General features: G+C 48.1%; 30 protein-coding genes. 1 reads left to right on the top strand and 29 read right to left on the bottom strand.

What is annotated here, in order from left to right; translation table 11 throughout:
- Positions 1-24 precede the first annotated feature (24 nt).
- From NFR55_RS05510 to NFR55_RS05480, 7 genes are read right to left on the bottom strand one after another with little or no spacing between them, the layout of a single operon-like run.
- Positions 25-534, bottom strand: coding sequence for a hypothetical protein (locus NFR55_RS05510; RefSeq protein WP_251547121.1), 510 nt, complete (start codon positions 532-534; stop codon positions 25-27).
- Entirely contained in the window at positions 524-1,015 is a 492-nt protein-coding gene (locus NFR55_RS05505; protein ID WP_251547120.1) for a stage III sporulation protein AF, read from the bottom strand. The genes NFR55_RS05510 and NFR55_RS05505 overlap by 11 nt, the downstream gene beginning before the upstream one ends.
- Positions 1,012-2,208 (bottom strand): stage III sporulation protein AE, encoded by a 1,197-nt coding sequence (locus NFR55_RS05500; RefSeq protein WP_251547119.1) that lies wholly within the window; start codon positions 2,206-2,208, stop codon positions 1,012-1,014. Before NFR55_RS05500 ends, NFR55_RS05505 begins: the two co-directional genes overlap by 4 nt.
- A complete protein-coding gene (locus NFR55_RS05495) occupies positions 2,205-2,591 on the bottom strand; it encodes a SpoIIIAC/SpoIIIAD family protein (protein WP_251547118.1) in 387 nt (128 codons plus the stop codon). Before NFR55_RS05495 ends, NFR55_RS05500 begins: the two co-directional genes overlap by 4 nt.
- Positions 2,582-2,791 (bottom strand): stage III sporulation protein AC, encoded by a 210-nt coding sequence (spoIIIAC, locus tag NFR55_RS05490; protein WP_251547117.1) that lies wholly within the window; start codon positions 2,789-2,791, stop codon positions 2,582-2,584. Before spoIIIAC ends, NFR55_RS05495 begins: the two co-directional genes overlap by 10 nt.
- 13 nt (positions 2,792-2,804) lie before the next feature.
- Entirely contained in the window at positions 2,805-3,284 is a 480-nt protein-coding gene (locus NFR55_RS05485; protein ID WP_251547116.1) for a stage III sporulation protein AB, read from the bottom strand.
- 4 nt (positions 3,285-3,288) lie between these two features.
- Complete coding sequence (locus NFR55_RS05480; protein WP_251547115.1) at positions 3,289-4,212, bottom strand: ATPase, T2SS/T4P/T4SS family; 924 nt, start codon at positions 4,210-4,212, stop codon at positions 3,289-3,291.
- A gap of 156 nt (positions 4,213-4,368) precedes the next feature.
- On the opposite strand from NFR55_RS05480, the gene NFR55_RS05475 reads away from it, so the two are divergent.
- Positions 4,369-4,548, top strand: coding sequence for a hypothetical protein (locus tag NFR55_RS05475; protein WP_251547114.1), 180 nt, complete (start codon positions 4,369-4,371; stop codon positions 4,546-4,548).
- A gap of 40 nt (positions 4,549-4,588) precedes the next feature.
- Here the strand turns inward: NFR55_RS05475 and efp are convergent, their stop codons facing one another.
- From efp to rpsB, 22 genes are all read right to left on the bottom strand, one after another.
- A complete protein-coding gene (efp, locus tag NFR55_RS05470; protein ID WP_251547113.1) occupies positions 4,589-5,149 on the bottom strand; it encodes an elongation factor P in 561 nt (186 codons plus the stop codon).
- Positions 5,150-5,159: 10 nt separating this feature from the next.
- Entirely contained in the window at positions 5,160-6,194 is a 1,035-nt protein-coding gene (locus NFR55_RS05465) for a M24 family metallopeptidase (protein WP_251547112.1), read from the bottom strand.
- 44 nt (positions 6,195-6,238) lie between these two features.
- Positions 6,239-7,099 carry a TIM barrel protein gene (locus NFR55_RS05460; protein WP_251547111.1) on the bottom strand — a complete coding sequence of 287 codons (861 nt, stop codon included), beginning with the start codon at positions 7,097-7,099 and terminating at the stop codon, positions 6,239-6,241.
- Positions 7,096-7,986, bottom strand: coding sequence for a bifunctional riboflavin kinase/FAD synthetase (locus NFR55_RS05455; protein ID WP_251547110.1), 891 nt, complete (start codon positions 7,984-7,986; stop codon positions 7,096-7,098). The genes NFR55_RS05460 and NFR55_RS05455 overlap by 4 nt, the downstream gene beginning before the upstream one ends.
- A 2-nt stretch (positions 7,987-7,988) precedes the next feature.
- Positions 7,989-8,840, bottom strand: coding sequence for a tRNA pseudouridine(55) synthase TruB (gene truB / locus NFR55_RS05450; RefSeq protein WP_251547109.1), 852 nt, complete (start codon positions 8,838-8,840; stop codon positions 7,989-7,991).
- Positions 8,837-9,778, bottom strand: a complete 942-nt coding sequence (locus NFR55_RS05445) for a DHH family phosphoesterase (RefSeq protein WP_251547108.1) — start codon at positions 9,776-9,778, stop codon at positions 8,837-8,839. Before NFR55_RS05445 ends, truB begins: the two co-directional genes overlap by 4 nt.
- Positions 9,756-10,124, bottom strand: a complete 369-nt coding sequence (gene rbfA / locus NFR55_RS05440; RefSeq protein ID WP_251547107.1) for a 30S ribosome-binding factor RbfA — start codon at positions 10,122-10,124, stop codon at positions 9,756-9,758. Before rbfA ends, NFR55_RS05445 begins: the two co-directional genes overlap by 23 nt.
- A gap of 7 nt (positions 10,125-10,131) precedes the next feature.
- Entirely contained in the window at positions 10,132-12,651 is a 2,520-nt protein-coding gene (gene infB, locus NFR55_RS05435) for a translation initiation factor IF-2 (RefSeq protein WP_251547106.1), read from the bottom strand.
- On the bottom strand, positions 12,652-12,975 hold the full coding sequence (locus NFR55_RS05430; RefSeq protein ID WP_251547105.1) for a L7Ae/L30e/S12e/Gadd45 family ribosomal protein: 324 nt from the start codon (positions 12,973-12,975) through the stop codon (positions 12,652-12,654).
- Positions 12,962-13,237 carry an RNase P modulator RnpM gene (gene rnpM / locus NFR55_RS05425; protein ID WP_338052317.1) on the bottom strand — a complete coding sequence of 92 codons (276 nt, stop codon included), beginning with the start codon at positions 13,235-13,237 and terminating at the stop codon, positions 12,962-12,964. Before rnpM ends, NFR55_RS05430 begins: the two co-directional genes overlap by 14 nt.
- A complete protein-coding gene (gene nusA, locus NFR55_RS05420; RefSeq protein ID WP_251547104.1) occupies positions 13,230-14,384 on the bottom strand; it encodes a transcription termination factor NusA in 1,155 nt (384 codons plus the stop codon). The genes rnpM and nusA overlap by 8 nt, the downstream gene beginning before the upstream one ends.
- Positions 14,385-14,402: 18 nt before the next feature.
- Positions 14,403-14,864, bottom strand: a complete 462-nt coding sequence (locus tag NFR55_RS05415; RefSeq protein WP_251547103.1) for a ribosome maturation factor RimP — start codon at positions 14,862-14,864, stop codon at positions 14,403-14,405.
- A 111-nt stretch (positions 14,865-14,975) separates the two neighbouring features.
- Positions 14,976-16,541: an exonuclease domain-containing protein gene (locus NFR55_RS05410; protein WP_251547102.1), complete on the bottom strand. Its 1,566-nt coding sequence runs from the start codon at positions 16,539-16,541 to the stop codon at positions 14,976-14,978.
- Positions 16,513-17,589, bottom strand: a complete 1,077-nt coding sequence (gene ispG, locus NFR55_RS05405; RefSeq protein ID WP_251547100.1) for a flavodoxin-dependent (E)-4-hydroxy-3-methylbut-2-enyl-diphosphate synthase — start codon at positions 17,587-17,589, stop codon at positions 16,513-16,515. Before ispG ends, NFR55_RS05410 begins: the two co-directional genes overlap by 29 nt.
- Before the next feature lie 18 nt (positions 17,590-17,607).
- Positions 17,608-18,651 carry a M50 family metallopeptidase gene (locus NFR55_RS05400; RefSeq protein WP_251547098.1) on the bottom strand — a complete coding sequence of 348 codons (1,044 nt, stop codon included), beginning with the start codon at positions 18,649-18,651 and terminating at the stop codon, positions 17,608-17,610.
- 6 nt (positions 18,652-18,657) lie between these two features.
- Positions 18,658-19,794, bottom strand: coding sequence for a 1-deoxy-D-xylulose-5-phosphate reductoisomerase (gene dxr, locus NFR55_RS05395; RefSeq protein WP_251547096.1), 1,137 nt, complete (start codon positions 19,792-19,794; stop codon positions 18,658-18,660).
- Between the two features lie 5 nt (positions 19,795-19,799).
- Positions 19,800-20,663, bottom strand: a complete 864-nt coding sequence (locus NFR55_RS05390) for a phosphatidate cytidylyltransferase (RefSeq protein ID WP_251547094.1) — start codon at positions 20,661-20,663, stop codon at positions 19,800-19,802.
- Entirely contained in the window at positions 20,660-21,364 is a 705-nt protein-coding gene (gene uppS, locus NFR55_RS05385) for a polyprenyl diphosphate synthase (RefSeq protein ID WP_251547092.1), read from the bottom strand. Before uppS ends, NFR55_RS05390 begins: the two co-directional genes overlap by 4 nt.
- Positions 21,354-21,929 (bottom strand): ribosome recycling factor, encoded by a 576-nt coding sequence (gene frr, locus NFR55_RS05380; RefSeq protein ID WP_251547091.1) that lies wholly within the window; start codon positions 21,927-21,929, stop codon positions 21,354-21,356. The genes uppS and frr overlap by 11 nt, the downstream gene beginning before the upstream one ends.
- Positions 21,930-21,988: 59 nt before the next feature.
- Complete coding sequence (gene pyrH, locus NFR55_RS05375; RefSeq protein ID WP_251547089.1) at positions 21,989-22,684, bottom strand: UMP kinase; 696 nt, start codon at positions 22,682-22,684, stop codon at positions 21,989-21,991.
- 78 nt (positions 22,685-22,762) lie between these two features.
- Complete coding sequence (tsf, locus tag NFR55_RS05370) at positions 22,763-23,692, bottom strand: translation elongation factor Ts (RefSeq protein ID WP_251547087.1); 930 nt, start codon at positions 23,690-23,692, stop codon at positions 22,763-22,765.
- A 15-nt stretch (positions 23,693-23,707) separates the two neighbouring features.
- Positions 23,708-24,517 (bottom strand): 30S ribosomal protein S2, encoded by an 810-nt coding sequence (gene rpsB, locus NFR55_RS05365; protein ID WP_251547085.1) that lies wholly within the window; start codon positions 24,515-24,517, stop codon positions 23,708-23,710.
- Positions 24,518-24,586: the final 69 nt, after the last annotated feature.

Here is a 24,586-nt window from a genome sequence, read left to right as displayed (position 1 = left end):
TGTCCTCCATATTTTTATTGTTTATTATTTCATTGCATACACGTTTACTTTGTTTTGCGATATGTTCAGCAAAGCCGAAACCGCATTCATGACATCGAGTTTAACCGCAATATTGTTTCCTCCTTGACAGATAATAATTACGCCGAGCGCCTTGGGGTACAACTCTTTGAGCACAATCGGGGAACTAATTCCCTGCGACTGTATCACTATAGGCGTTGTAGTAACGCTGTTACCCGAATTGCTTGTGGCGTATGCAATAACCTTTTCCACTCCCGATTCCCAACTTACCACCGCTTTTACCTTGCCCACTCCTTTCATGGCTTCGAGTGCCTCTACGAGCTGGCGTTCGGTTTTGGCGCAGTAGTCGCTCGAATATAAGTCGGCGACTGTTTCGGTTTTGGAAGCGGAACCCGCTCTCGTGGAAAAATACAGTACGAGCATGATTACTACGGCTATTACGGCAATGACGAGTTCGAGGTGCTTTTTAGATTTCAGCGAACTTATCCATTTTTTGATTTTGCTCTCAGTTTTCATAAATCGCAACCACGTCCTCGTCTACCGAAAGATATCGGCAAACCTTGCTTCGTATCAGCTCATACTTATTTATATGCTCGGATTGTCCTACAATGACAACTTGGCTCAAATTTATTTTCACGGCCGTTATAACGGGCGCAACGGAAGAAAAATCCCCCTCTATGCTCATTTCTCCCAAAGTAATCCCGTCGTTCGATAGCGCGGCTTTAAGCCCTTTTATTATGTAGTTCTTTTTGATATTTTGCGTGTATTCGAGATATTTGTCGTCCGTTTCCACTTTTATGTTGGGTATGAATTCGTCGGCGGAGCATCCGTTTTTCAACAGGTTCGGAAGGGGTAAAATCACCACAAGCACGGTCACCGCCGCAAACACCGATTTAACGTACTTGTTCATTCTGCCGGACGGCAGCACGAGGTCTATAACCGCGCCTATAACCACGATACCGAGTATGCCGAGTATCCACCCACCGAGTGCGCTCATAAGGCAAGGTTCCCCGTGCAGACTATAAGTATCAAAAACACGAAATACAAAAACGCAATCGCAAGCACAATCGAAATAAGTAGAGTAAGATTTTTGCCCAAATTGGTTACGAGTGCACTCATTCGCCCGTCGCCGAACGGCTCTATAACCGCGCCCGCAAAACGCAGGCTTAGATTAAGCACGAGCACTTGAATTATCACGGGCAACACCGAAACGAAGAGCAACACTATGGCCGTAGTTCCCAACGCGTTTTTAACGAGCACGCTGCCCGACATAACGAGATTCAGTCCGTCCGAAAGATAACCGCCTATTATGGGCACGTACTTGCTTATGGCGAATTTTGCCGTGCGTATCGAAACGCCGTCGTAAACCGACGCCGTAATTCCCTGCACCGCCATAAAAGCCGAAAAGAGAAAAAACGCTGTACCGAGCAACCATTTTGACGAGCCCGAAAAGAAATCCGACAGTTTGCCGAGCTTTACCCCGTCGCTTAAGTTGCCAACGGCGGTGAGCACGACGGAAATTATAAACGCGGGCAAAATAAACACTATTATAAGTTCGGATATTCCGCTTGCGAGTATGGCAACGCCGGGTCTATATACGGCAACCGAAGAACCCGCGCCTATTGCCGTCATGAGAGTTAACAGCACGGGGAAAAATATGCTCATCTGCTTTTGCAAATCGCTTACGAATTGTTTTACGGTTCCTATCATGGCGAACATTTGAGTAAACAGTATCACCATGAGCAGAGAAACGCAGGCAAAGTAAACTATGTTTTGCACCGAGTCGGAAGCGAATTTGCCGCGGAGCGAGCTCATGATATTATACGCCACGGCTATCGCAATCACCGCCGCTATTACGGGAAGATAGCTCAGCACGTTTATTCCGAGTATGCTCGCCATATACGAAATAAAAGAACCGTAATCGTTGCTCAAGTTGCCGTTTATAACCGCCTTAATGCGGTTTTTGATACTGCCGAAACCAATCACCGCCTTTTGCGACTCCGCCAACTGCGCAAGATATGCTTCGAGTTCGGCAAGGTCGAGATTGTCGACTATTTCTTCCACGTTCTCGCCGAGGTCTTTTTCCGCTTCGGAGTTGTCGGCGTTAAGTTGCGGACTGTCGAACGAAAACGCCGCCGTAACGAGATACAGCGCAATCAAAATTACCGCCGCCAAAAGTTTTCTTTTCACGACAGCACCCCCGCAATCGTATCGAACAACAGCGTGATTATAGGTAGCGCAATCACCATTATAATGAGCTTGCCGCCGAGTATTATCTTTTCGGCGAGCGCCTTTTGTCCCGTGTCCTCCACTATGCCCGCCGAAAAATCCGCTATGTATCCTATGGAAATAATTTTCATCACAGACTTATAAACCGACGACGGAATTCCCGTCTTGCTCGCAATTGCCGACAGCGTTGCGAATATCTGCGTAAAGTAGTCTATAAGCGAGAGCAAAATAAGACACCCGCCCGCAATTCCCACGAGCATGGCTATTTCGCTCTTTTGTTCGCGCAGCATAACCACGCAAAACGCCGTAATAATTCCCATTGCGGAAATTTTGACTATATCCATAAGCTGTAAAGTCCGAATATCGTCTTAAGCGTATCGAAAAGTCCCGCGATAAGGTCCACCACCATAAGCAGAACTATCACGAGTCCGGCAAGGGTGGTGAGCGTGGCTATTTCGTCTTTGTCGGCTTTTTTCAAAACCTGCCCTACTATGGCGGTTATAATCCCTACTGCCGCTATCTTGAAAATTATATTTATATCCACAAGCCACCTCGCTCTAAAGAATAAGTATACCTGCCGCAATTCCCAGCAGTACGCTCAATTTAAGCCCCATACTGCCCGATTTTTTGAATTTCTCGCTTTCGTCAGAATATGTCTCGTTAAACCGTCTTTTGTGATTTTCGAGTTGGAATATTTGCGTTTCGCTGTCGGTAGAACCGAGCGAGCAAAAAAAGTCTTCCACAGCTTTGCGCTCGTCTGCTTTGAGAAAGGGGGCGCGTATTTTAAGCTCCGAGTAAGGCGAGTCGCAAAACGCCGCGATATGCGCCGATAACTCCGTATTATCCGAACTCGCAAACTCTTTGAGTATGGAGTTGAGATTTTCTTTTCTGAACGCTATTTCGGAAATCAGCTTGTCGCACAGCTTTACGAGCGAACTAAAATACGAAACTCGGCGTTTTTTGTTTTTCATGTGCGCCAATCCAATCATGGCGGATGCGGTCATGCAAAGGCACACTATGCAAAGTTTGGTTATCATGATTTCACCGAACCGCAACAAAGTTTTCGTCGTATATCCCGTCCACAGTGCCGGGTCCGTTGCGGGCGGAAACGTCTATAAAACGCTTGAAACTCTTGTTTTTGAGAGCGCTCTCCCATACGGGCATATCCGCAAGCCGCATATGACTGTCGGCGTGAACCGACGCGAAAACGCACACACCGCTTGCAATGGCGTTTACAACGGCGGCAACGTCGCTTTCACCGCACAACTCGTCGGTAACTATAATATCGGGGCGCATTGCCCTCACCGCGTTTATAAAGGCATATTCCTTCGTGCACGCCGAAACAACGTCGGAGTTTATGCCCACGTTGAGAGTGTTTTTGCCGCAATACGACGCGGCGATTTCGTCGCGCTCGTCGGCAATGAGCACGTTTTTAACCTGCTTGTCCGAAGACGACAGGCGAGCCAAATCGCGCAAAAGCGTGGTTTTACCCGCGCCGGGCGGCGAAACTATCAATGCGCTGAAATATCCGTGCGGCGAGCGCAGGCTGTTTATTATGCTTTCGGCGCAACCTATTACTTCGTGCGGTATTCGCACGTTCACCGCGGTAAAATTCTTAACCGTTTTTATGCGGTTGCCTTCGAACACCGTTTCGCCGCTTATGCCTATCCTTATGCCGCCTTTAACCGTGATAAAGCCCGCGCATATCCTGTCGTTTACCGCATACAATGATTTGTCGCACGCACGCATAACTATTTCCCTTACGTCTTCTTCTCTCGCAATCAACGCGTTGTCGGGCGAGTCGGTAGTGCCGTGACGGGCAAGGTAATAATATCCCCGTCCGTATCCCACCGAAACGGGTTTGCCGCCGCGTATTCGGAGTTCGTACAGCTTGTCCGCGTTTAAGAATTTTATCGCGCTCGCTATAGTCTGCGGCAATATATTGTTTAGCACCTCGCAAATCATTGCTATAATGTATGAACGCACAACTTAGCGTATGACCGAAAATAAAAAAAAGCGCAATATCTTCGCTTGCGAAATATAGTGCGCTATACTTTAATAAAGATTAGAAAGATAAAATGAAATTTAACTGTAGTCATATACAGCCGCCTTACGTGTTCCATGCGGGAGATTGCCACGCTCGTAAACTCGCTCGCAATGACCGGTTTGGTTTTGCACGTTATTGCGAGGGCGCTTGCGCCCGCGGCAATCTCTTACGGTCTACTCGTAAAAAACGGACAAAATTACTTTTTACCGTACAATTATTATATCATAACCGTAACGAAAAAGCAAGGACGATAATACTTGCCCTTGCTTTAATCACTGCGTTAAACGGAAAAATTTATTTTACGCGCTCCATGTATGTGCCCGTGCGGGTATCTACGCGTATCTTTTCGCCTTGATTTATGAAAAGCGGCACTTGTATGGGGCAACCCGTTTCGAGTTTGGCGGGTTTGTTGCCGGCTTTGGAGGTGTCGCCCTGTATGCCGGGCTCGGTTTCGGCTATTACGAGTTCCACAAAGTTGGGCGGCTCTACCGAGAACGGAACGCCTTTATAAGACTGCACCGTAACCGTCATTTCCTCTTTGATGTATTTGAGCGCTTCGGATACTATATCGTAGTTGAGCGGCAACATATCGAAAGTTTCCATATCCATAAAGTAATACAATCCGTCGTCGTTGTACGAATATTGCATTTCTTTGCGCTCGATATGCGCGTTCTCGTATTTATCCGACGGGTTGAACGTCTGCTCGAGAACTTGTCCCGTCATTACGTTTTTGATTTTTGCGCGTACGAACGCCGCTCCCTTGCCCGGCTTAACGTGTTGGAAATCTACTATAACGTATACTTTCCCTTCTATTTCCACCGTTACGCCTTTTCTGAAATCGCCTGCTGAAACCATTGTGTTCCTCCTACAAATATAAATTCTTGTTAAAATTTGTTAAATTAAGTACGCCGTCTTCGCGGACAACGACCAAATCTTCTATTCTTACGCCGCCGAGCCCGTCAATATATATGCCCGGCTCTACGGTGACTACCATACCCGGAACGAGCACGGTATCGCTCTTTTCTCCGAGTCGCGGTTCTTCGTGTATTTCTATTCCCACGCCGTGGCCGAGAGAATGACCGAATTCTTTTACGTAGCCGTTGGCCCGTATGTATTCGCGGGCAAGCGAGTCGGCTTCTTTTCCGGTAATGCCGGCTTTTATGTGCTTTAAGGCATACGCCTGCGCTTCCGATACTATGCCGTGAATGGCTTTGAGTTCGTCGTGCGGGTTGCCGAGCGTAAACGTGCGAGTCATATCCGAACAGTATCCGTCTTTACGCGCTCCGAAATCTATGAGTATAAGTTCGTTTTTATCCAGCTTTTTATCCGACGGGTGATGGTGCGGGTTTGCGGAGTTCTCTCCGAAAGACACTATGTTGTCGAAAGCCAAACCGTCCGCGCCCGACTGGAGCATAACGAAGGTAAGTTCGGCGGATATCTCGCGCTCGGTAACGCCCGGCTTTATGAGCGGAATTACTTTTGCGAGAGCTTTCTCGGCAATGCGTTGCGAATTTTCTATTTTGGAAATTTCTTCTTCCGTTTTTACCGCTCTTTTCAAGGCAAGTGCGCCGCTTGCGGGCACGAGCGAAAAACCGTTCAACGCCGACTGCAATGCGGAAAACTCGCCTACGGTGATATAGTTTTCTTCGTAGCCTACCGTCGTTACTCCGAGTTTTTTCAACTCGCGAGCGGCAAATTCGTATAACTCGGAAAACTTAACCGTAATCACGGTAAAATCCGATAGTTCTTTTCGGGCGTAGCTTTCGTATCTGAAATCCGTGAAAAATATTTTTTCGCGTTCGGTAAGAAGCACCAATCCGAAAGACGTATCTATGCCGGTAAAATATCGCCTGTTGGCTTCCGACAGTATCAAGTATGCGTCTATGTTTTTATCGAACATAAAACCTCCGCTTAAATCATTATAACACATATGCGCTACGAAATTCAATCGTTTTTATGAAAGTTTTTCATAATTAGTGCGTCGGAAACTTGCGTACCGTCCGACTCGCACACTATATACGGGGTAAGTTTGTACTCGTCTATCACTTTTGCGAGCGGTTCATAGTCGGGTCCGTATACGTTATCCTCAAAAGTAAGATGCTTAATCTCCCCGCTTTCTCCGTACTTTATCTTTGAAAAATGCACGTGCATGTTGGCGGTCTTTTCGTCGCCGAGCTTGTCTGCGGTAAGCTCTATGATGCGCCTGTAATCGTCGTAGGTTTTGAGTCCTCCGCCGAGATAAGAATTGATATGCCCGAAATCGAAGCAGGGATACAACCTTTCGTCGAGAGTGCAAAAATCGAGAATTTCTTCCACTCGTCCTATCTGCCGAAGTTTGCCCATCGTTTCGGGGCAAATTATGCAGTCGTTCAAATCGTTACCGAATTGCTCGCGCAGTTTCTCCATAAGTAGCCCTATGTTGCGCTTGGCAAGCGAAACCGCGTCGGCTCTTTGCATTTCTCCGCAACTCGCGGGGTGAAACACAACGCGATTTCCGCCCATTTTCTTTATGGCGACGATTGATGCGGCTATGTAACCTATGGATTTTTCTATCATACTTTCGGACGCGTTTGCGAAATTCGTGTAATACGGAGCATGTGCGCTTATTTCGATATCGCATCTCGAAAATTCACTGCGTATTTTTTCGGCGGCGGCGTCGCCTATTGCCACGCCCCTGCCGAACGAATACTCGAACGCCGTAAGCCCGAGCGAACGAAGCCATTCGGCTTCCTCGTAAGTATGTTTGTGTCCCGTTTCGTAAAATAGGGCGCAATTGCCCGAAGGTCCTATTCGTAACATCTTCATCTCCATTCCGCATCTTTGTAAATGCGAGTTTTGAGTTCGTAAGGCGAAGAGAATTTTCGGATATCGCGCAGATACCGCACAAAATCAATTCGCACGGTTTTGCCGTATAAATCGCCGCTGAAATCAATAAGCATGGTTTCTACGGAAAAATCGGTTTCCGAAAAAGTCGGTTTGCCGCCCACGTTGGTTACGGACTTGTAACTTTTTCCGTCCACTACCGTGCGCGTGGCATATACTCCGCATTTGGGCAAAAGTTTATCGGAAGAATAGCCGAGATTTGCCGTTGGAAAATCAAACAGTCTGCCCACTCCGCGCCCGTGACAAACCACGCCTTCCGCAAAATATTCGTGACCGAGCAGTTTTGTTGCGGCTTCGATTTCGCCACTCGAAATCAACGAACGAACGGACGTGCTCGAAATTCTTTGCAAATCTCGCTCAATAGGTTGTATTATGTCACACATAATACCGAAATTATTGCAATATTTTTGCAGATATTCGGCATTTCCGCTTGCTCCCGCCCCAAATTTATAGTCGTGCCCGCAAACCACCGCTTTAAGCGAAAACGAATTTCTCAGCATTTCCAAAAACTCAAGTTTGTCGGTTTGCATGAATTCACGGTTGAAATCAACCGCAACAACGCCCTCCATTCCCGCGTTTTCGAAAATGCTTGCCCGCTCCTCGAAAGTAAAAATCAATTTGTCGCTCTTTCCCAAAAGCGAGTACGGGTTGTTTCGAAAAGTGATGGCGCACGGCATGCAACCGAGTCCCGCGGCTCTCGATTTTGTTTGTTCGAGCAGCGCCCTATGCCCCGAATGCACGCAATCGAAAAAGCCGAGAGCCAAAGCAATCGAAACTTTATTTTCGCAATGTAGAGAAAAGATTTTCAAATTCAGTCCCGCAAATATGTTTTGATTTTTATGATACCGCTTACGGTATGGGCAATACCGAATAATTCGCCTTTACACCAAAGAGCAAAATCCCCCGCCCGGCCCTCGCAAGGAATTTTAATACCGTTGCAAAGCGGCGTATACTGCTCGTCTTTCAAAGTTACAACAGGTAAAGCGTTCAACGCTTTCTCCACAGGTATAACGGCGGCTTCCTTTATGCTTTCGAGCCGCTCGAGTGCTACGCTCTCCTCAACGCAAAAGTCGCCGCAACGCAATCGCTTTATAGATACCATGGTTGCCGAAGAATCGAGTTTGCTTGCAACGTCTCTGCATATACTGCGAACGTACGTACCTGCCGAACAGTGAATTTTGAATAAATAAGTATTTTTACGCGTTTCTCTTATCAATTCGAGCGAATATATTTCCACCTCGCAAGGCGGCAATTCTACTTGCTTGCCCGCTCGCGCAAGTTTATAACAGCGCACTCCGCCCACGCTCTTTGCGCTGTATTGCGGCGGCACTTGCATTTGCTTGCCGATAAAATCGCTCAATACTGTTTCTATGTCAGACATAGTAGGTATATTTTCGGTTTTTGCAACGGTTTGTCCGTCGCCGTCGAGCGTATCCGTTTCATAACCGAATTGAAATTCGGCTTCGTATACCTTGTCTTTATGTAAAAACATATCGAACAGCCGCGTAGCTTTGCCCACTCCGAGCAACAAAACGCCTTCTCCGGCAGGGTCGAGCGTACCCATATGCCCTATGGCTTTCGTGCCGAGTATTTTGCGGCATTTTACGACTACGTCGCTACTCGTAATGCCGCGCGGCTTATATATGTTTAATATTCCTTTCAAAGCGGCATACCGTCGGTAACGGATTTTACAACTTTTGCCACAACGTCCTCGTAACGCCCGTTTATCGAACATCCCGCGGCGAGTTTGTGTCCGCCGCCGCCGAATACCGCGGCTGCGGCGGAAACGTCCATACCCTTTGAGCGGTAGCTTACTTTGAACTTAGAAGCCGCTTGCTCGGTTATGCAAACGGCAACGCAAACGTCGCCTATCATCATGCCGTAATCTATCAGCCCCTCGGTATCCGCAAGCACGCAGTCGCAGTCGCTAAGGTCGGAGGGCTTAACGCTTATAACGCAAATCTTGCCGTCGGCAAAAAAGCGCATAGACGATATCGCTTTAGAGATAAGTTTTACCTTTCCCGCCGTAGCCTTTTTATAAATATTTCCCGCAATATCGTTGGGGTTTATATCGTGTTTGGAAAGCTCCGCCGCAATTTGAAAAACGCGAGCGTTTGTGTTGCTGTGCATAAAGTGCCCCGTGTCGGTGGAAAGCCCCACAAACAAACAGTAAGCTATGGTGTCGTCTATTTCACCAAGCGGGTGTAATAAGTCGAACAAAACCTCGCACGTACTGCTCGCATCGGGCACCACCTCGTTGTCTTTGCAAAAGCGGTTGTTGGTCTTGTGATGGTCAATATTAAGCGAATTCGCCGCTTTGTTCACATACCCTATATATTTGCCGGTACGAAAATCGTCCGCGCAATCCACGCATATTACGGTATCGTATTCTCTGAGCTTTTGCTCATTGAGCGAACCGAAATCGGGCATAAACGAAAAATGTTGCGGCACGGGCGAGTCGAAAATAAAATCGCACGGCTTTCCGTGATTTTCGCACACGTGCTTAAGAGCAAGCCCGGCGCCGATACAATCGCCGTCGGGCCTTTGGTGTCCGATTATCAAAATGGATTTTGACGCGTCAATGCGCTCGGTTATCGTCATGCTTTTTGATTTCCTCTAAAATTTTGTCTATCTGCGCACTGTACTGCAAAGAATTGTCTTTAATAAACGTAAGCTCCGGAATTGTTCGGATATCTTTGAATTCCTGCGAAAGTTCTTTGCGTATATGCCCCGCCGAACGGCAAAGCGCTTCGAAAGTTTCCTTTACCTGTTCGCTTTGTCGGTCGCCGTATATTTCCACACGGACTTTTGCGGTTTTCAAATCTTTGGCAACATTTACCGACGTAACGCCTATCATAGCCGAAATGCGCGGGTCTTTCAATCTCGATATTATTTGCGAGATAGCTCTGCGCATTTCGCTGTTTAATCTTTCCGTTCTGTAACTCATACTTATATTATTTGATAGGTTCGAGATTGTATGCTTCTATCTCGTCGTTTTCTCTTATATCGGTGTAGGAGTCGATATTTATGCCGCACTCGTGCTCTATGCCCACCTCTTTCACGTCCTCTTTGAAGCGTTTCAGAGTTGTTACAGTGCCCTCGCACACCACGTTGCCGTCGCGATACACGCGCACTTTACTGCCGCGCACTATCTTGCCCGAAAGCACGTAAGAGCCCGCAATTGCGCCAACGCCCGTAATCTTAAATACGTTGCGAACTTGCGCTCTGCCGAGAATAACCTCGTTGTATTTGGGTGCGCCGAGCCCGAGAACCGCGCGTTCGATATCGTCGAGGCACTCGTATATAATGTGATACAGCCTTATATCCACGCCGTTTGCTTCCGCCATGTTTTTAGACTCGGTATCGGGTCGAACGTTGAAGCCTATTATTATGGCTTTCGACACATCGGCAAGCATCACGTCGGAATGGTTAATCGCGCCTACGCCGCCGTGAATTACGGTAACTTTTACCTCGTCGTTGGCGAGTTTCAACAAAGAGCCGCGAAGAGCTTCAACCGAACCTTGCACGTCGGCTTTGATAATGATGTTGAGTTCTTTCTTTTCGCTCTCGCTGATTTTATTGAGCATATCGTCCCAGGTAACTTTCGTGCCCTGATTTGCCTGCTCGTTCTTGATTTTCGCAACGCGCTCCGCAACAACCTGACGAGCCATTTTTTCGTCGGAAACAACGAACATATTCTCGCCCGCATTAGGTACTTCGGAAAAACCGAGAATAGAAACGGGAGTGCCCGGCTTTGCTTCTTTTACCGAACGCCCTTTGTCGTCCGCCATAGCGCGGACTTTGCCGCTCACGCAACCCGAAACTATATAGTCGCCGACGTGCAACGTACCGTTTTGCACGATAACGTTTGCGATAGGACCTTTGCCCTTATCGAGTTTGGCTTCTATTATAGCCGCTTTGGCACTGCGGTTGGGATTTGCGCGATAGTTATTGTATTCGGCAAGGAATATTATTGTTTCGAGCAGTTTGTCTATGCCCTCACCCGTTTTGGCGGAAATGGGCACCATCATTGTGTCGCCGCCCCATTCGTCGGCAACAAGTCCGTATTCGGTAAGCGACTGCTTGATTTTGTCTATGTTCGCGCCCGGTTTGTCGATTTTGTTTATCGCGACTATAACGGGTACGTTCGCCGCTTTGGCGTGATTGATTGCCTCAATCGTTTGCGGCATTATGCCGTCGTCGGCGGCTACAACCAATATAGCCATATCGGTAACTTTCGCGCCGCGAGCACGCATTTCGGTAAACGCTTCGTGCCCCGGAGTATCGAGAAAAGTTATCTTCTCGTTTTTGCACACCACCGAGTACGCGCCGATATGCTGAGTAATTCCGCCCGCTTCTCCCGAAGCAACCGCGGTTTTTCTTATTGCATCCAACAAAGAGGTTTTGCCGTGGTCTACGTGACCCATAACCGTTATTATGGGCGGACGCTTTACGAGGTCTTTTTCGTCGTCCGTTTCTTCGTGCGCGGCCTCGAGCTGTTCCTCTTTGGTTTGCTCGAGCTTGAGTTCGAGTTCCACTCCGAGCTCGTTAGCCACAAGCTCCATTGTGGGGAAATCCACAACGCTGTTGATGTTGGTCATAATGCCGAGTATCATCAACTGCTTGATTATATCCTGCGCCGTTTTACCGATTTTTTCGCTCAGTATTTTAACGGTAAGATTTTCGGTAGTTATTATCGCCTTTTCGATTTTGGCAGGCACAAAAACCTGCTGCTCTTTTTGCTTGCGGTTTTTGAGCTTGCGAGTGCCCATGCGCTCTTCGTCGAAATCTTCCTGTATAAAGCCTTTGCGTATGAGCGTGCGCTTGTTCATGCCCTTTTTATCGTCGCCGGGCTTGCCGTAGTCTTTCTTTTTGTTGTCGAAAGACTTGCGCGAACTGTTCGCCTGCGGAGGCGGAGCCATATCCGCACGCGGCAACAGCGGGCGTTTTGCTCCCGTTGCGGGACGAGGACCGCCCGAAGGACGGGGTCCGCCCATTCCCGGACGGGTATTCGCGCCGGGGCGAATTATGCTTTGCGGCGGGCGCGGCGGAACCGGTTTCATAACGCCGCGTATATAACTCGGCGTAGTATCGAACTGACGGGTGCGTATTGTGGGCTCGGTCGGCTTCGTCGGAGCGGCGGAAGGCTGCTGTTTGGGCTCTTCCTTTTGAATTTCCTGCGCCGGCTCTTGTTTAACCGAAGGCTCGGCTTCTTTGGGAGGCAACGGCAAAGGCTGCTTTTCGCGCGCGGCGGCTTCGGCTTTACGCGCAAGCTCCTCCTTCTTTTTACGTTCGATTGCCCTTTCGCGCTCTCTGAACCCGTTGAGCAACGCTTCCGCTTTGCGACGGGTATCTTTTAAGCCGCTTAAGAGCGCGGAAATTTCGCCTTGAGTTTTCAAAGCGTTCAAACGTTTGATATTTCCGAATTTCTCTTCCTTTTTTTCGGTTTCCGCATTTTTGACTTCAGCTGTCAATTACATTACCTCCGAATTTATCAAATGATAATTCTCTCCGAGATTATCCATTATCGCTTCCGACATCTGCCTGTCGGTTATTGCGATTACTTTACAATTTTTTCTGCCCACCGTGTACTGCAATTCGTTTTCGGCTACAATAACGGGCGTTTTCTTTTGCGCCGCAATCTCCGTTATTTTCTTTAACGTGTTGCCTGACGCCGTTTTGCAAACTATTATTACGTAGTATCGGGTTTTGGCTCTCTCCAAAGTATCCGCTCCGAAAACCGTCTTTGCGGCTTTGACCGCAAACCCAATCAACGTTTCCGCTTTATCTCTGCGCACTGCGTTTCGTTCGTATCTCCTCGTATATTTCGGGCGGTATTTCGCAAGCGAGATGTTTGCCAAGTATGCCTTTTGCGCACTTATTAATGCATTTGTCGTTTGAGCACACGTAGGCGCCGCGCCCGCTTTTCTTTCCGCTTTCGTCTACGCTCACAATGCCGTCGGGAGTTCTCACAATGCGCAATAAATCTTTTTTATCGAACATTTCTCTGCAAGCCACGCACATTCTTTGCGGTTTGGATTTTGTCTTTTCGTTACTCAAGCTCGCCAAGGTCCTCGTCGAACAAGTCGGTGTCGGTGTCGAGTTCGGGCGCGGGCGCGGCAACGCTTTCCGTTTCGGTTTCCTGCTCCGCCTGCGCCTCGTTTTCTTCTTTCATGAGCGACGAGTACGGTTTAACGTCTATCTTCCAACCCGTGAGACGAGCCGCAAGGCGTGCGTTTTGTCCGTCTTTGCCTATGGCAAGACTCAACATTTCGTCCATAACAACGGCTTTGGCGATTTTTTCCTCGTCGTTCACCTGAACCATTACCACTTTTGCGGGACTGAGTGCGCGAGCGATAAATTCCAAAATATCGGGGCACCAATGTATTATATCGATTTTCTCGCCGCCGAGTTCCGAAACTATGGCGTTAACGCGCATACCGCGGTTGCCTACGCATGCGCCTACCGCGTCTATGTCGTTGTCTTCGCTGTACACTGCCATTTTGGTGCGGTATCCCGCTTCGCGCACGATTGCCTTTATCTGCACGAGTCCCGCCGCTATTTCGGGCACCTCTATTTCAAACAAGCGTTTCACAAAGCCCGCTACCGTACGCGACACAATAATCTGAGGACCTTTGGGACCCGTTTTTATCTTCTTTACGAAAACTTTTATTTTGTCGCCAACGGCAAACTTATCGTTGGGGGCTTGGTCTTGCGGCATAAGCACCGCTTCGAGCTTGTTTATTTCAACATATACGTTTTTACCCTCCAAACGGCGAACAACGCAAGTTACAAGCTCGTCTTCTTTCTGACTTAACTCGTTGTAGGCAAGTTCGCCTTCCACTTCGCGCAACTTTTGCATTATCACCTGCTTTGCGGTTTGCGCGGCTATGCGACCGAATTCGCGAGCGGATATTTCTTCGCTCACAACGTCGCCGAGTTTGTATTTGCGGTTTATAAGACGCGCGTCTTCCAAACTTATCTGCGTGTCTTTGTCTTCCACCTGCTCCACAACGGTTTGATACGCAACGATTTTTATGGTATTGCGCTCGGGCACGAGTTTAACGTCTATAGCCTTGCTCGTTCCCGTATGCTTTTTATACGCGATAACGAGCGCGGTTTCGAGCGCTTCTATAAATACCGATTTCTTGATGCGTTTTTCTCGTTCCAATTCGTCGAGTGCCAAGAAAAAATCCTTACTTACCATTTGAGTGTCTCCTCTGAATTATTCAAATTTTACCAACAGTCTGACGAACGCTATACGAGTGTTTTCTATTGTTTCGTCACCCGATTGAGTGGATATTTTTACTACGTTTTCCGTTCTTTCCGCGAGCACGCCTTCGTAAACTTTCTTACCGCGCAAAGGTGCATACAGTTTGATTTCCACCTCTTTGCCGTAGTTCCGCTCGAAATCTCTTTGCGTTTTGAACGGTCGGTCAAGCCCCGGCGACGATATATTGAATATATACGGCTTATCGCCCGTAGGGTTCAATTCGTCTATAACGGGATTTACGGCGTTGTGCACCGTTTCGCAATCGTCTATAGTAACTCCGCGCGGAATATCGATATATACGGTCAAGTTCATTCCGTCCGACTTTTTTACGTATTCTACGTCCACAACCTCGTATCCGAGTTCGGTTATTATCGGCTCGAGAGCCTGCTTTGTTTTTTCGGCAATACCGTCCAATCGAAAAAGTCCTTTACATAAAGTTGAGAGCGGACGAACCTGCCCACTCTCAATGCAACCATATCTTAGCATATATATTTTAACATATCGGCGAAAATTATGCAAGCGTTTTTAAGACAGTTTTTCAGCCAATTTGGTGAAAACTTCCAGAGTTGCCCACGCGTCGTATATCGCTCGGTGCGCTCCCTTGTTTTCCACGTTGAAAAATTTGGTGAGCGTGCCGAGTTTATAGTTCTTAAGCCCCGGATAATAGGTCTTAGCCAGCGACAGCGTATCCATGAGCGTATTGTCGAAATATATTCCCAATTTCGAGCCGTATGCGCTTACAAACCCGTGGTCGAACTGTACGTTTTGACCAACCAGTATCGCGCCGTTCGTGAATTTGTAAAAGTCGGGCAACACGTCCTCTATATGCGGCTGACCGATTACGTCTTTGTCCTCTATGTGCGTGAGTTTAATTATGCGTTCGGGAAGCGGTTCGCAAGGGTCGATAAAGGTTGAAAAAGTTTCGGTGACTTTTCCGTCAACCACTTTTACCGCTCCAATCTCTATAATCTTGTTTAGGTCGGTATTGAAGCCCGTGGTCTCGATATCGAACACGCAAAAAGTCTTTCCGAGCATGTACGGCGGAACGCTTTTCTTTTCCGCCACGGCGTCGAACAGCGAGTACTGTTTCTCCTCCACGTATTTTTGAGGAAACACCGTTGTGTATTCGTCGGGCACTCGCCTGCGTATACGGTTAGGCGTGAAGTTCTCTGGCAACGTGCAAAGGCATATATCTTTCACCAAAAAACTCTTCGCACCGTCTCCGCGATAGGTATCTTCTTCCACTTTGCCGCGTGCAACAATCTGCTTGCCGGGCATGAGCAAAGAGAACTGCTCCACCGTTTTCTTTGTGGGAAAATATACGCACGATATCTTATCGGTGAAATCTTCGAGAATAAACTTGAAAAATTTCCTGTCGGAATGTTCTTCGCCCTCTTTGGGCTTACGGTTCTGCACGTATATGTTGTTTATAGTGCCGCACAGCACCGCGCTTTCTTTGGGTGCGGTCACGTCTTGAATGTACGGCGCGGGCTCGTAAATTATGCGCCCGATAAATTCTTCTACGTTTTGCGGTCGGATATATCTGCCCTCGTCGGGGCGTTCGAGCACGAATTCCGAAACGGACTTCGTTTGAACTATTTCGGGCAGGTCGGTTTTGCCTATGGAAACAAACCGCACTTGAATTCTTTCGCAAAAGGACGCTTCCAAAAAGTCGTCTACCGCCGAAGAAATATTTTGCGCAACGCAATAGTTGTAAACGCTTTCCTGAAGCATAAGGGTGATAACGTACACTCCGTTTTCGTCCAAATCGCACTTTACGTCTTTATCCGATAAAGTGCTCGCCAAAGTGGGAAACGCCGAAAGAAAAGCAAAAAAATCGGCTTTGAAAAAGTCGAAATCGAAATGGCTTTTTTTGAAATTGAATTTTACGTCCGCTACGCTTTTAATCAGCTTACCGAAAACGCTTTCTATGTAGTCGCGCCTGTCGCGCACAAGCGTTTCTTTATCGGCGGGATAAATAAAATTAAATTCGCATGTGCATTTTCGCACGTTCACGTTCACGGAAGAAAGTTTGATAAAATCAAACTTATTTTCCGTAATTTCATTGAACTTGCTCAATACTTTTTCCATTGTTTTCCTTGCTTTCTTCTATAAGTTTTTTGAGTTCTGGAATTATTTCGTCGTTTGCCACGGTTTTGAGCGTCTTTCCTTTTCGGAACAAAACGGACTTTCCGTCGCCCCCGCCCGCAACTCCGAAATCGGCTTCGGCGGCTTCTCCCGGTCCGTTTACCACGCAACCCATTACCGCAACTTTGAGAGGAATATCAACGCCTTCAAGCATTTTGTCCACTTTGTCGTGTATTGCGCTCAAATCTATTTTGCAACGCGAACAGGTGGGGCACGATATTATTTCGCAACCCTTGCGCAAGCCAAGCGACTGTAAGATTTTTTTAGCTACGATAACTTCGTTTACGGGGTCGCCCGTAAGAGAAACGCGCACGGTATCGCCTATTCCAATAGCGAGCAGCGAACCTATTCCCACCGACGACTTTACAACGCCTTGCAATCCTCCGCCGCTCTCCGTTATACCCACGTGCAACGGATAATCGCACTTTTCGTCAAGCAATTTGTACGCGCTTATGCACTCCGTTACGTTCGACGCCTTAACCGAAAGCACGGTGTCGTAAAAACCGAACTTTTCGAGCAAAGCCGCGTGCTCGAGCGCACTCTCGCAAAGAGCTTGTGCGCTCCTTCCGTATTTATCGAGAACGCTCTTTGAAAGCGACCCCATGTTAACGCCTATGCGAATGGGCGTACCGTTCGCCTTGCAAACCTCGGTGAGCTTGCGCACGTTTTCGTTACTGCCGATATTGCCGGGATTGAAACGAACTTTCGCAAACCCTATTTCACTGCAAGCCGCCGCAAGTTTCCAATCGAACTGTATATCGGCAACGAGTGGCACGGATACCGCGGAAAGAATTTTTCGGCAAGAATTTACGTCGTTTTCGTCGCATACGGCAAGGCGCACTATATCGCAACCCGCCTTTTGCAATTTTTTTATTTGGTTTACCGTGGCTTCGATATCGGCGGTTAGGGTGTTGGTCATGGATTGCACGGATACGGGCGCACCCCCGCCTATTTCGATATTGCCAACTTTAACTTTTCTTTTGAGTTTCACAGTTCGGCACACCTCCGTTTATCGCAATACCAATCCGATAATATCAACTATTATCACAAAAGCGAACAGTAACAATAAACCCACCGAATGAATATATGCTTCCACTTTGCGGTTTATCGGTTTTCCGCGTATCCACTCTATTACCGTAAACACCACTTTCGACCCGTCCAAAGCGGGAATGGGCAACAAATTGAATATGCCGAGGTTGGCGGCTATAAGCGGCAAAAGAATAAATATGTTTCGCCAATTCGCCGCCGAAACGCTCGCCATCGTGCTCACCGTTCCGATAGGTCCGGTAACCGAGGTAATGGCTATCTTGCCCGTTATCAAGTCAAACAAACTGCCGAGTATGGTCCACGCCATTTTTGCCGTAAACGGAACGCAGTATATAAACGCGTCGGCTACGTTGCCGCTCTCGTAAATTCTTGCGGACGAAAATCCGAACCCGTTGTATTTCGTACCGTCGGGCGCGGTTATCTGCCTGACCGTAAGAGTTATTTCTTCACGCTCGCCGTCGCGTATTACCGTAAGCACAACGCTGTCACCGAGTTGCAAACCTTGCGTGTAGTCTTCAAAGTTGTGCATTACGTTTATAGGCTCGCCGTTAACCGCCACTATTTCGTCGCTTTGCTTGAGTTCGCAGTAAGGCACGGTGCCCGCTTCGTCTATGGCGTACACCTCCGACACTTGAGGAACGGCAAACCCCACAATTAGAATAAACAAAAACGAAAATATCACTGCGGAAAGAATATTGAACACCCCTCCCGACAAAAGAACTATGATGCGTTTCCAAGGCTTTTCGTTATTAAACGAACGCGTTTCCTTATTTTCGCACTCTTCGTCCTCTCCCTCGAACGCGCAAAAACCTCCGAGCGGAACGAGTCGGAGCGAAAACACCTCTCCGTTCTTCTTTTTCTTGCTGAAAAGTTTAGGTCCGAATCCAACCGAAAACTCGTTTATTTTGAATTTAAGTATTTTTCCCGCTATATAGTGCCCGAACTCGTGAATTACCACCATTACGAGCAATATAATTATAGCGAGCAGAATGTACAAAACTACCAACCGTATTCACTCCGTAAACGTATTATAGTCTGTCATAAGTTTTGCGTAGATTTCGTTGTGCGTTGCCGTGATTTCTTCGTAAGTGGCGCAGTCAAATATCTTTGCCTTCGAAAGCGTGCGCTCCACCGTTTCGGCTATAGCGGGAAAGGTGATGCGCCCTTTCAAAAAAAGCTCCACCGCGGCTTCGTTTGCGGCGTTTAGAATACACGACGCGTTACCGCCCAAGTCTATACTGTGTTTAGCCAAACGCGGCAACGGAAAAACGTCTTCTTTGGGCGGCAAAAACGTAAGCTCTCCCGTAAGCGGCAACGGTTTGATATCTGCGTTATATCGCTCGGGATAAGTGAAAGCGAGCTGTATGGGCAATTTCATATCGGGCGAAGACAATTGTGCTATCACCGCACCGTCATTGTATTCAACCATGGAATGAATTATGCTTTGAGGATGAATTACGTAGTCGATATTTTGGGTATCGAACAGCCAACGCGCTTCGATTATCTCCAAGCCTTTGTTCATCATGGTTGCGCTGTCTACCGATATCTTTCTGCCCATATTCCAAGTGGGATGAGCCACCGCCTGCTCGGGCGTAATATCGAAAAGACTCTCTTTTGCGCGGCTGTAAAAAGGTCCGCCGCTTGCGGTGAGTATCAGCCGCTTAACGTCTTTCTTTTCTCCGCAATTCAGGCATTGCCATATGGCGGAATGTTCGCTGTCTACGGGCAAAATCGCTACGCCCTTTTCACGCGCTTTTGCAGTAACCAACGCGCCCGCCGCAACGAGCGACTCTTTGTTGGCGAGAGCCACGGTGTGCCCGTTTTCTATAGCCGACAAAACGGCTTTCAGTCCCGCGCACCCAACAACCGAAACAAGTACTATATCGCAATCGATTGCCGCGGCGCGAGCAAGGCAGTCCTCGCCGCTCTCCACCGTGCAATTGAGTTCGGAGCTAACCTTTTTGTATGCCTTTTCGTTGCAAATGCCTACGTACTCCGCGCCGAACGCACGGGCTTGCGAAATAAGCAAATCGACGTTTTCGTTTGCGGTAAGCGCAACTACGCGGAATTTGTCAGGATATTTTGCTATAACCTGCAACGCCTGCGTTCCTATCGAACCGGTACTGCCTATTACGGATATTCTTTTCATAACGTTCAGATTACGAGAAAACTCATGTAAATGTAAATTACGACGGCGTTGAACATCATTCCGTCAATTCTATCGAGCACGCCGCCGTGCCCCGGCAAAATGTGTCCGTAATCTTTAATTCCGCACTTGCGCTTTAAGAAAGAGGCAATCAAATCGCCTATTTGCGTCAAGAGTGCTCCGAGTACGCCGAGCATTGCAAAATGCACCACGTTTTCCGCAGTACCGCCGGAAAGCATGGAAACGCGCAACAAATCGAACTTAGCCAAGGCAAACACAATCATCGCGCCGCCTACGCCGCCCAAAATGCCGCCTATCGCGCCCGATACCGTCTTTTTGGGACTGATTTTAGGGCACAGTTTAGGACCTTTAAGCAAAGAACCCACAAAGTAAGCAAAAGTATCGGTAAGGCAAGACACTATGAATACGAGGAGTATCGCCGCCACTCGCAAATTGTTGGGAAAATAGTTTATGCCGAGCATGTATGCAAGGATTGTTACGGGATAAACGAGCGCAAGCATAGTGGAAACGGCGTTTCGCACGGTCTTTGTTTTCGACAGTCCGCAATAAGAGAAACAAACGAGCATAAGCACCACGAGCACGCCGAAATATCCCGCAATGCCCAAGCCGCTCGCCGCATACTTTTCTATAAAGAAAAACGCTATATATCCGAAAAATACATAGAGCACAACGAATAAATCTATTGCCGGCGAGAATTTTTTGGAAAGAGCTCGGCATAACTCCAATCCCGCGCCCACGGCTATCATGAGCACGAAAATATCGTAAAAGATATCGTTAACGTATATCGACAGTAAGATTGTGCCTACGTATACCGCGGCTATGAATATTGCTGTTATGGAACGGGTTTTCATTGTTTGATTTTTCCGTATCTGCGCTCTCGAGCGGCATAGTCGTTTAATATTTCCATAATTTGTTTTTTACCGAAATCGGGCCACAAAGTTTGAGAAAAACAAAGCTCGCTGTAAGCGCATTGATAGAGCATAAAATTACTGAGCCTGTATTCCCCGCCCGTTCTCACTATCAAGTCCGGCTCGGGCAATTCCGAGGTGTATAACAGTTGCGAAAATGATTGCTCGGTTACCTGCTTGCCGCTCTTTACGGCAATATTCGCCGCACGCACTATTTCGGCTCGCGAACCGTAATTGAGAGCGAAATTCAAAACGCCGCGCTTGCCGTTTTTGCTTTTTTCCACGGCTTCGCTTATAATCGCACGCAAGCGTTCCGGGAAATACGATACGTCGCCCATTACGGTTATGCGCACGTCGTTTTCAAGCATCTCTCCCATGAATTTGGGAAAATACTCTTCCATTAGCGCAAACAACGCGTTTACCTCTTCTTCGGGGCGTTCTTTGTTCTCGGTGGAAAAGGCGTACAAACTAACGCACTCTATACCCAGCCCAAAGCAAATATCCGCCACTTTGCGAATGGTTTTCACTCCCTCGCGGTGACCGAATTTGCGCGGAAGCAAACGCTTTTGCGCCCAACGACCGTTACCGTCCATTATAAACGCAATGTGTTTGGGTATGCGGTCGGGAACGCTGTTATATTTCAAGTATTTCGGTTTCCTTGTCTTTGAGCAGTTTGTCAACCGACTCAATGAATTTATCGAGAGTTTTTTGCACGTCTTTTTCGTAGGCGGCAATATCGTCTTCGGTTATAACGCTGTCTTTCTTGAGTTTTTTCAGACTGTCCATTATATCCCTGCGTTCGTTGCGTAGCACTACCTTTGTTTCTTCGGCAATCTTTTTGATTTGTTTCGTAAGGTCTTTGCGGCGTTCTTCGGTGAGTTGCGGAAACACCAAACGTATCGTTTTGCCGTCGTCGGTGGGATTTATGCCTATATCCGAAGCGTTTATCGCCTTTACCACCTCTTTGAGCATGCTCACGTCGTAAAGGGAAATAACGAGCATGCGAGCTTCGGGCACGGTTATGGTCGCCATTTGGGAAAGCGGCGTGAGAGTGCCATAATAGTCCACAGATATCTTATTGAGTATCTGCGGATTTGCTCTGCCTGCGCGAATTGATAAAAATTCTGATTTGAGATGGTCGAAAGCCTTATTGAGCTTGACCTCGAATTTGTCGAATTCTTCTTTTACCTGCGGATTGGATATTGCCATGTTCTCCTCCGATGCGTTTTTTTCAATTATACCAAATTAACTGCGATAACACAACTGTTTTACGCGATTATTGTGCCCACTTTTTCGCCCATTGCCGCGCGCACGAGTCCGTTTTCGGTGTCGAGCCCGAACGCGATAATGGGTATGCTGTTTTCCATGCACATGGTTATGCTCGTGATATCCATGAGATGCAAGTCTTTGTTTATCACGTCCATGTAAGATATCTTATCGAACTTTTTGGCTTTGGGGTTGGTTTTGGGGTCGCTGTCGTAAAGACCGTCTACGTTTTTAGCCATAAGCAAAACGTCGGCTTTGATTTCCGCCGCACGCAACGCCGCGCCGGAGTCGGTGGAGAAATACGGATTGCCCGTGCCGCACGCGAATATCACTATGCGACCGCATTCGAAATGCTTGAGAGCTTTACGCAATATATAAGGCTCGGCAACCGCGGGAATACTCAAAGCGGTTTGCACGCGCGACTGCACGCCCTCTTTTTCTATTGCGTTCTGGAGCGCGAGCGCGTTCATTATGGTTGCGAGCATGCCCATATGGTCGGCGGTTACTCTGTCCATATTTATGCCCTGCCTGCCGCGCCAAAAGTTGCCTCCGCCCACCACAACGGCTATTTCCATGCCTTTGCGCTGAAGCTCCACGAGTTGCGCAACGACGCGGCTGACCGTATCCGGGTCTATTCCCACGCCTTTGGGACCTGCGAGAGCCTCGCCGCTTATCTTCAATAAAATGCGTTTGTACATATTCGAATATTCTCCCTTCTCCGTATTTTATAAAAGAACGGGACGCCAAAATTTCGGCGTCCCGTTCTATAGTTCCGATTATTTCTGCTGCATCTTTGCCACTTCTTCGGCAAGATTGTCTACTTTCTTTTCCAAGCCCTCGCCCATCACGAAGCAAGCGAAGCGCACTACTTTAACGGCGCAACCTACTTTCTTGGCGAAATCGGCAACGAGCTGACCTACCGTGATATCGGGGTTCTTTACGAATTCCTGCTCCACAAGGCAAATTTCCTTGTAGAATTTCTTAATTCTGCCGGCTATAATCTTATCGGCAACGGCGGCGGGTTTGCCCTCGTTCAACGCCTGAGCCTTGAGTATCTCTTTTTCGTGCTCGGTTTGCTCGGCGGGAACGTCTTCGGGATAAACGTACTTGGGTGCGGAAGCCGCAATGTGCATTGCTATATCGTGACACATAGCAGCGAATTCTTCGTTTCCGTTAAGGTTCTTTTCGGTCTCAACCTCCAAAAGCACGCCGATTTTGCCGCCCATGTGAAGATAAAACTCTTCTTTGCCGCTCTTAACCTCGAAACGCACAAATCTGCGAACCGAAAGTTTTTCGCCTATTTTGGCGGTTGCGTTGTTAACCAAATCGGTAACGGTGGAATTTGCGTCAACCACCGATTTTTGAGCGAGCAAGCTCTCCAAATCCGCGGGATTGGTTTCCGCCACTTGACGGGCAACCGCAGTGCCGAGCTCTACGAACGGGTCGGACTTTGCAACAAAGTCGGACTCGCAGTTAACCTCCGCAAGCGCGCCGATTTTGCCGTCTTTGCTTATAAACGCGGCAACCGCGCCTTCGCTCGCTATGCGCGAAGCCTTTTTCGCGGCAATGTTCACGCCCTGTTCGCGCAAAAATTCAGCCGCCTTTTCCATATCTCCGTCGGTTGCCGTGAGAGCCTTTTTGCAGTCCATCATGCCTGCGCCGGTGCGCTCTCTGAGCGCGGCAACGTCTTTAGCCGTAAATGCCATTATCGTATTACCTCCTTATACCGTTTCGGCGGCGTCGGCGGTTTCCGCCTGCGCCTGCTCGGCTTGTTCGCGAGCTTCCGCCGCGGCTTTCTCTTCAGCCATTTGAGCCTCTATCTGACGGCGTGCCGCAAGACCTTCTTCGCCCTCGCGAGCCTCTATTACCGCGTCCGCCATTGCGCCGGCTATGAGCTTTATTGCGCGAATTGCGTCGTCGTTGCCGGGAATTACGTAGTCAACCTCGTCGGGGTTGCAGTTGGTGTCAACAATGCCCACGATAGGTATGTTAAGGCTGCGAGCTTCGGCTACCGCAAGATGCTCTTTCTGCGGGTCAACCACAAACAAAGCTCCGGGAAGAGTGCGCATATCTTTGATGCCGCCGAGATTTTCTTCCAATTTGTCGCGCTCGGCGATAAGTTTTATAACCTCTTTCTTGGGAAGAACGTTGAATTCGTTCATCTTCTCCATCTGATTGAGTTTGTTGAGTCTTTCGATGCGCGAGCGTATCGTTGTAAAGTTGGTAAGCGTGCCGCCGAGCCAACGGGATTTCATGTAGAACATTCCGCACTTTGTGGCTTCCTGAGCTATGGCTTCCTGAGCCTGCTTTTTCGTGCCTACGAAAAGAATGCTTTTTCCGCTTGCCGCGATTTCTTTAACGAACGCGTAAGCCTCGTCGATGAGCCCAACGGTTTTTTCGAGATTGATAATATAGATATCGTTTCTCGCCGTGTAGATGAATTTCTTCATCTTGGGGTTCCATTTCCGGGTGGGGTGACCGAAATGCACGCCCGCTTCCAGAAGCTGTTTCATAGAAACAACGTTTGCCATGTTTATTACCTCCTGTTTGTACCTCCCCGTCCATCAACTTTGTTTCGAGAATAGAGCATTGCAAATTTT

The sequence above is a fragment of the Pumilibacter intestinalis genome (assembly GCF_943193005.1).
GTDB classification, from domain to species: domain Bacteria; phylum Bacillota; class Clostridia; order Christensenellales; family Pumilibacteraceae; genus Pumilibacter; species Pumilibacter intestinalis.
Note: the sequence above shows the minus strand (reverse complement) of the source record. Positions and strands in the feature narration are given on the sequence as shown.

Excerpts from the sequence above, each read along its gene's own strand:
- NFR55_RS05510 (WP_251547121.1), bottom strand. The coding sequence starts at position 534 with ATGAAAACTGAGAGCAAAATCAAAAAATGGATAAGTTCGCTGAAATCT.
- NFR55_RS05505 (WP_251547120.1), bottom strand. The coding sequence starts at position 1,015 with ATGAGCGCACTCGGTGGGTGGATACTCGGCATACTCGGTATCGTGGTT.
- NFR55_RS05495 (WP_251547118.1), bottom strand. The coding sequence starts at position 2,591 with ATGGATATAGTCAAAATTTCCGCAATGGGAATTATTACGGCGTTTTGC.
- NFR55_RS05485 (WP_251547116.1), bottom strand. The coding sequence starts at position 3,284 with ATGATAACCAAACTTTGCATAGTGTGCCTTTGCATGACCGCATCCGCC.
- NFR55_RS05480 (WP_251547115.1), bottom strand. The coding sequence starts at position 4,212 with ATGATTTGCGAGGTGCTAAACAATATATTGCCGCAGACTATAGCGAGC.
- NFR55_RS05475 (WP_251547114.1), top strand. The coding sequence starts at position 4,369 with ATGCGGGAGATTGCCACGCTCGTAAACTCGCTCGCAATGACCGGTTTG.
- efp (WP_251547113.1), bottom strand. The coding sequence starts at position 5,149 with ATGGTTTCAGCAGGCGATTTCAGAAAAGGCGTAACGGTGGAAATAGAA.
- NFR55_RS05465 (WP_251547112.1), bottom strand. The coding sequence starts at position 6,194 with ATGTTCGATAAAAACATAGACGCATACTTGATACTGTCGGAAGCCAAC.
- NFR55_RS05460 (WP_251547111.1), bottom strand. The coding sequence starts at position 7,099 with ATGAAGATGTTACGAATAGGACCTTCGGGCAATTGCGCCCTATTTTAC.
- NFR55_RS05445 (WP_251547108.1), bottom strand. The coding sequence starts at position 9,778 with ATGACGATAACCGAGCGCATTGACGCGTCAAAATCCATTTTGATAATC.
- rbfA (WP_251547107.1), bottom strand. The coding sequence starts at position 10,124 with ATGAGTTACAGAACGGAAAGATTAAACAGCGAAATGCGCAGAGCTATC.
- nusA (WP_251547104.1), bottom strand. The coding sequence starts at position 14,384 with ATGGTAAGTAAGGATTTTTTCTTGGCACTCGACGAATTGGAACGAGAA.
- NFR55_RS05410 (WP_251547102.1), bottom strand. The coding sequence starts at position 16,541 with ATGGAAAAAGTATTGAGCAAGTTCAATGAAATTACGGAAAATAAGTTT.
- dxr (WP_251547096.1), bottom strand. The coding sequence starts at position 19,794 with ATGAAAAGAATATCCGTAATAGGCAGTACCGGTTCGATAGGAACGCAG.
- NFR55_RS05390 (WP_251547094.1), bottom strand. The coding sequence starts at position 20,663 with ATGAAAACCCGTTCCATAACAGCAATATTCATAGCCGCGGTATACGTA.
- frr (WP_251547091.1), bottom strand. The coding sequence starts at position 21,929 with ATGGCAATATCCAATCCGCAGGTAAAAGAAGAATTCGACAAATTCGAG.
- pyrH (WP_251547089.1), bottom strand. The coding sequence starts at position 22,684 with ATGTACAAACGCATTTTATTGAAGATAAGCGGCGAGGCTCTCGCAGGT.
- tsf (WP_251547087.1), bottom strand. The coding sequence starts at position 23,692 with ATGGCATTTACGGCTAAAGACGTTGCCGCGCTCAGAGAGCGCACCGGC.
- rpsB (WP_251547085.1), bottom strand. The coding sequence starts at position 24,517 with ATGGCAAACGTTGTTTCTATGAAACAGCTTCTGGAAGCGGGCGTGCAT.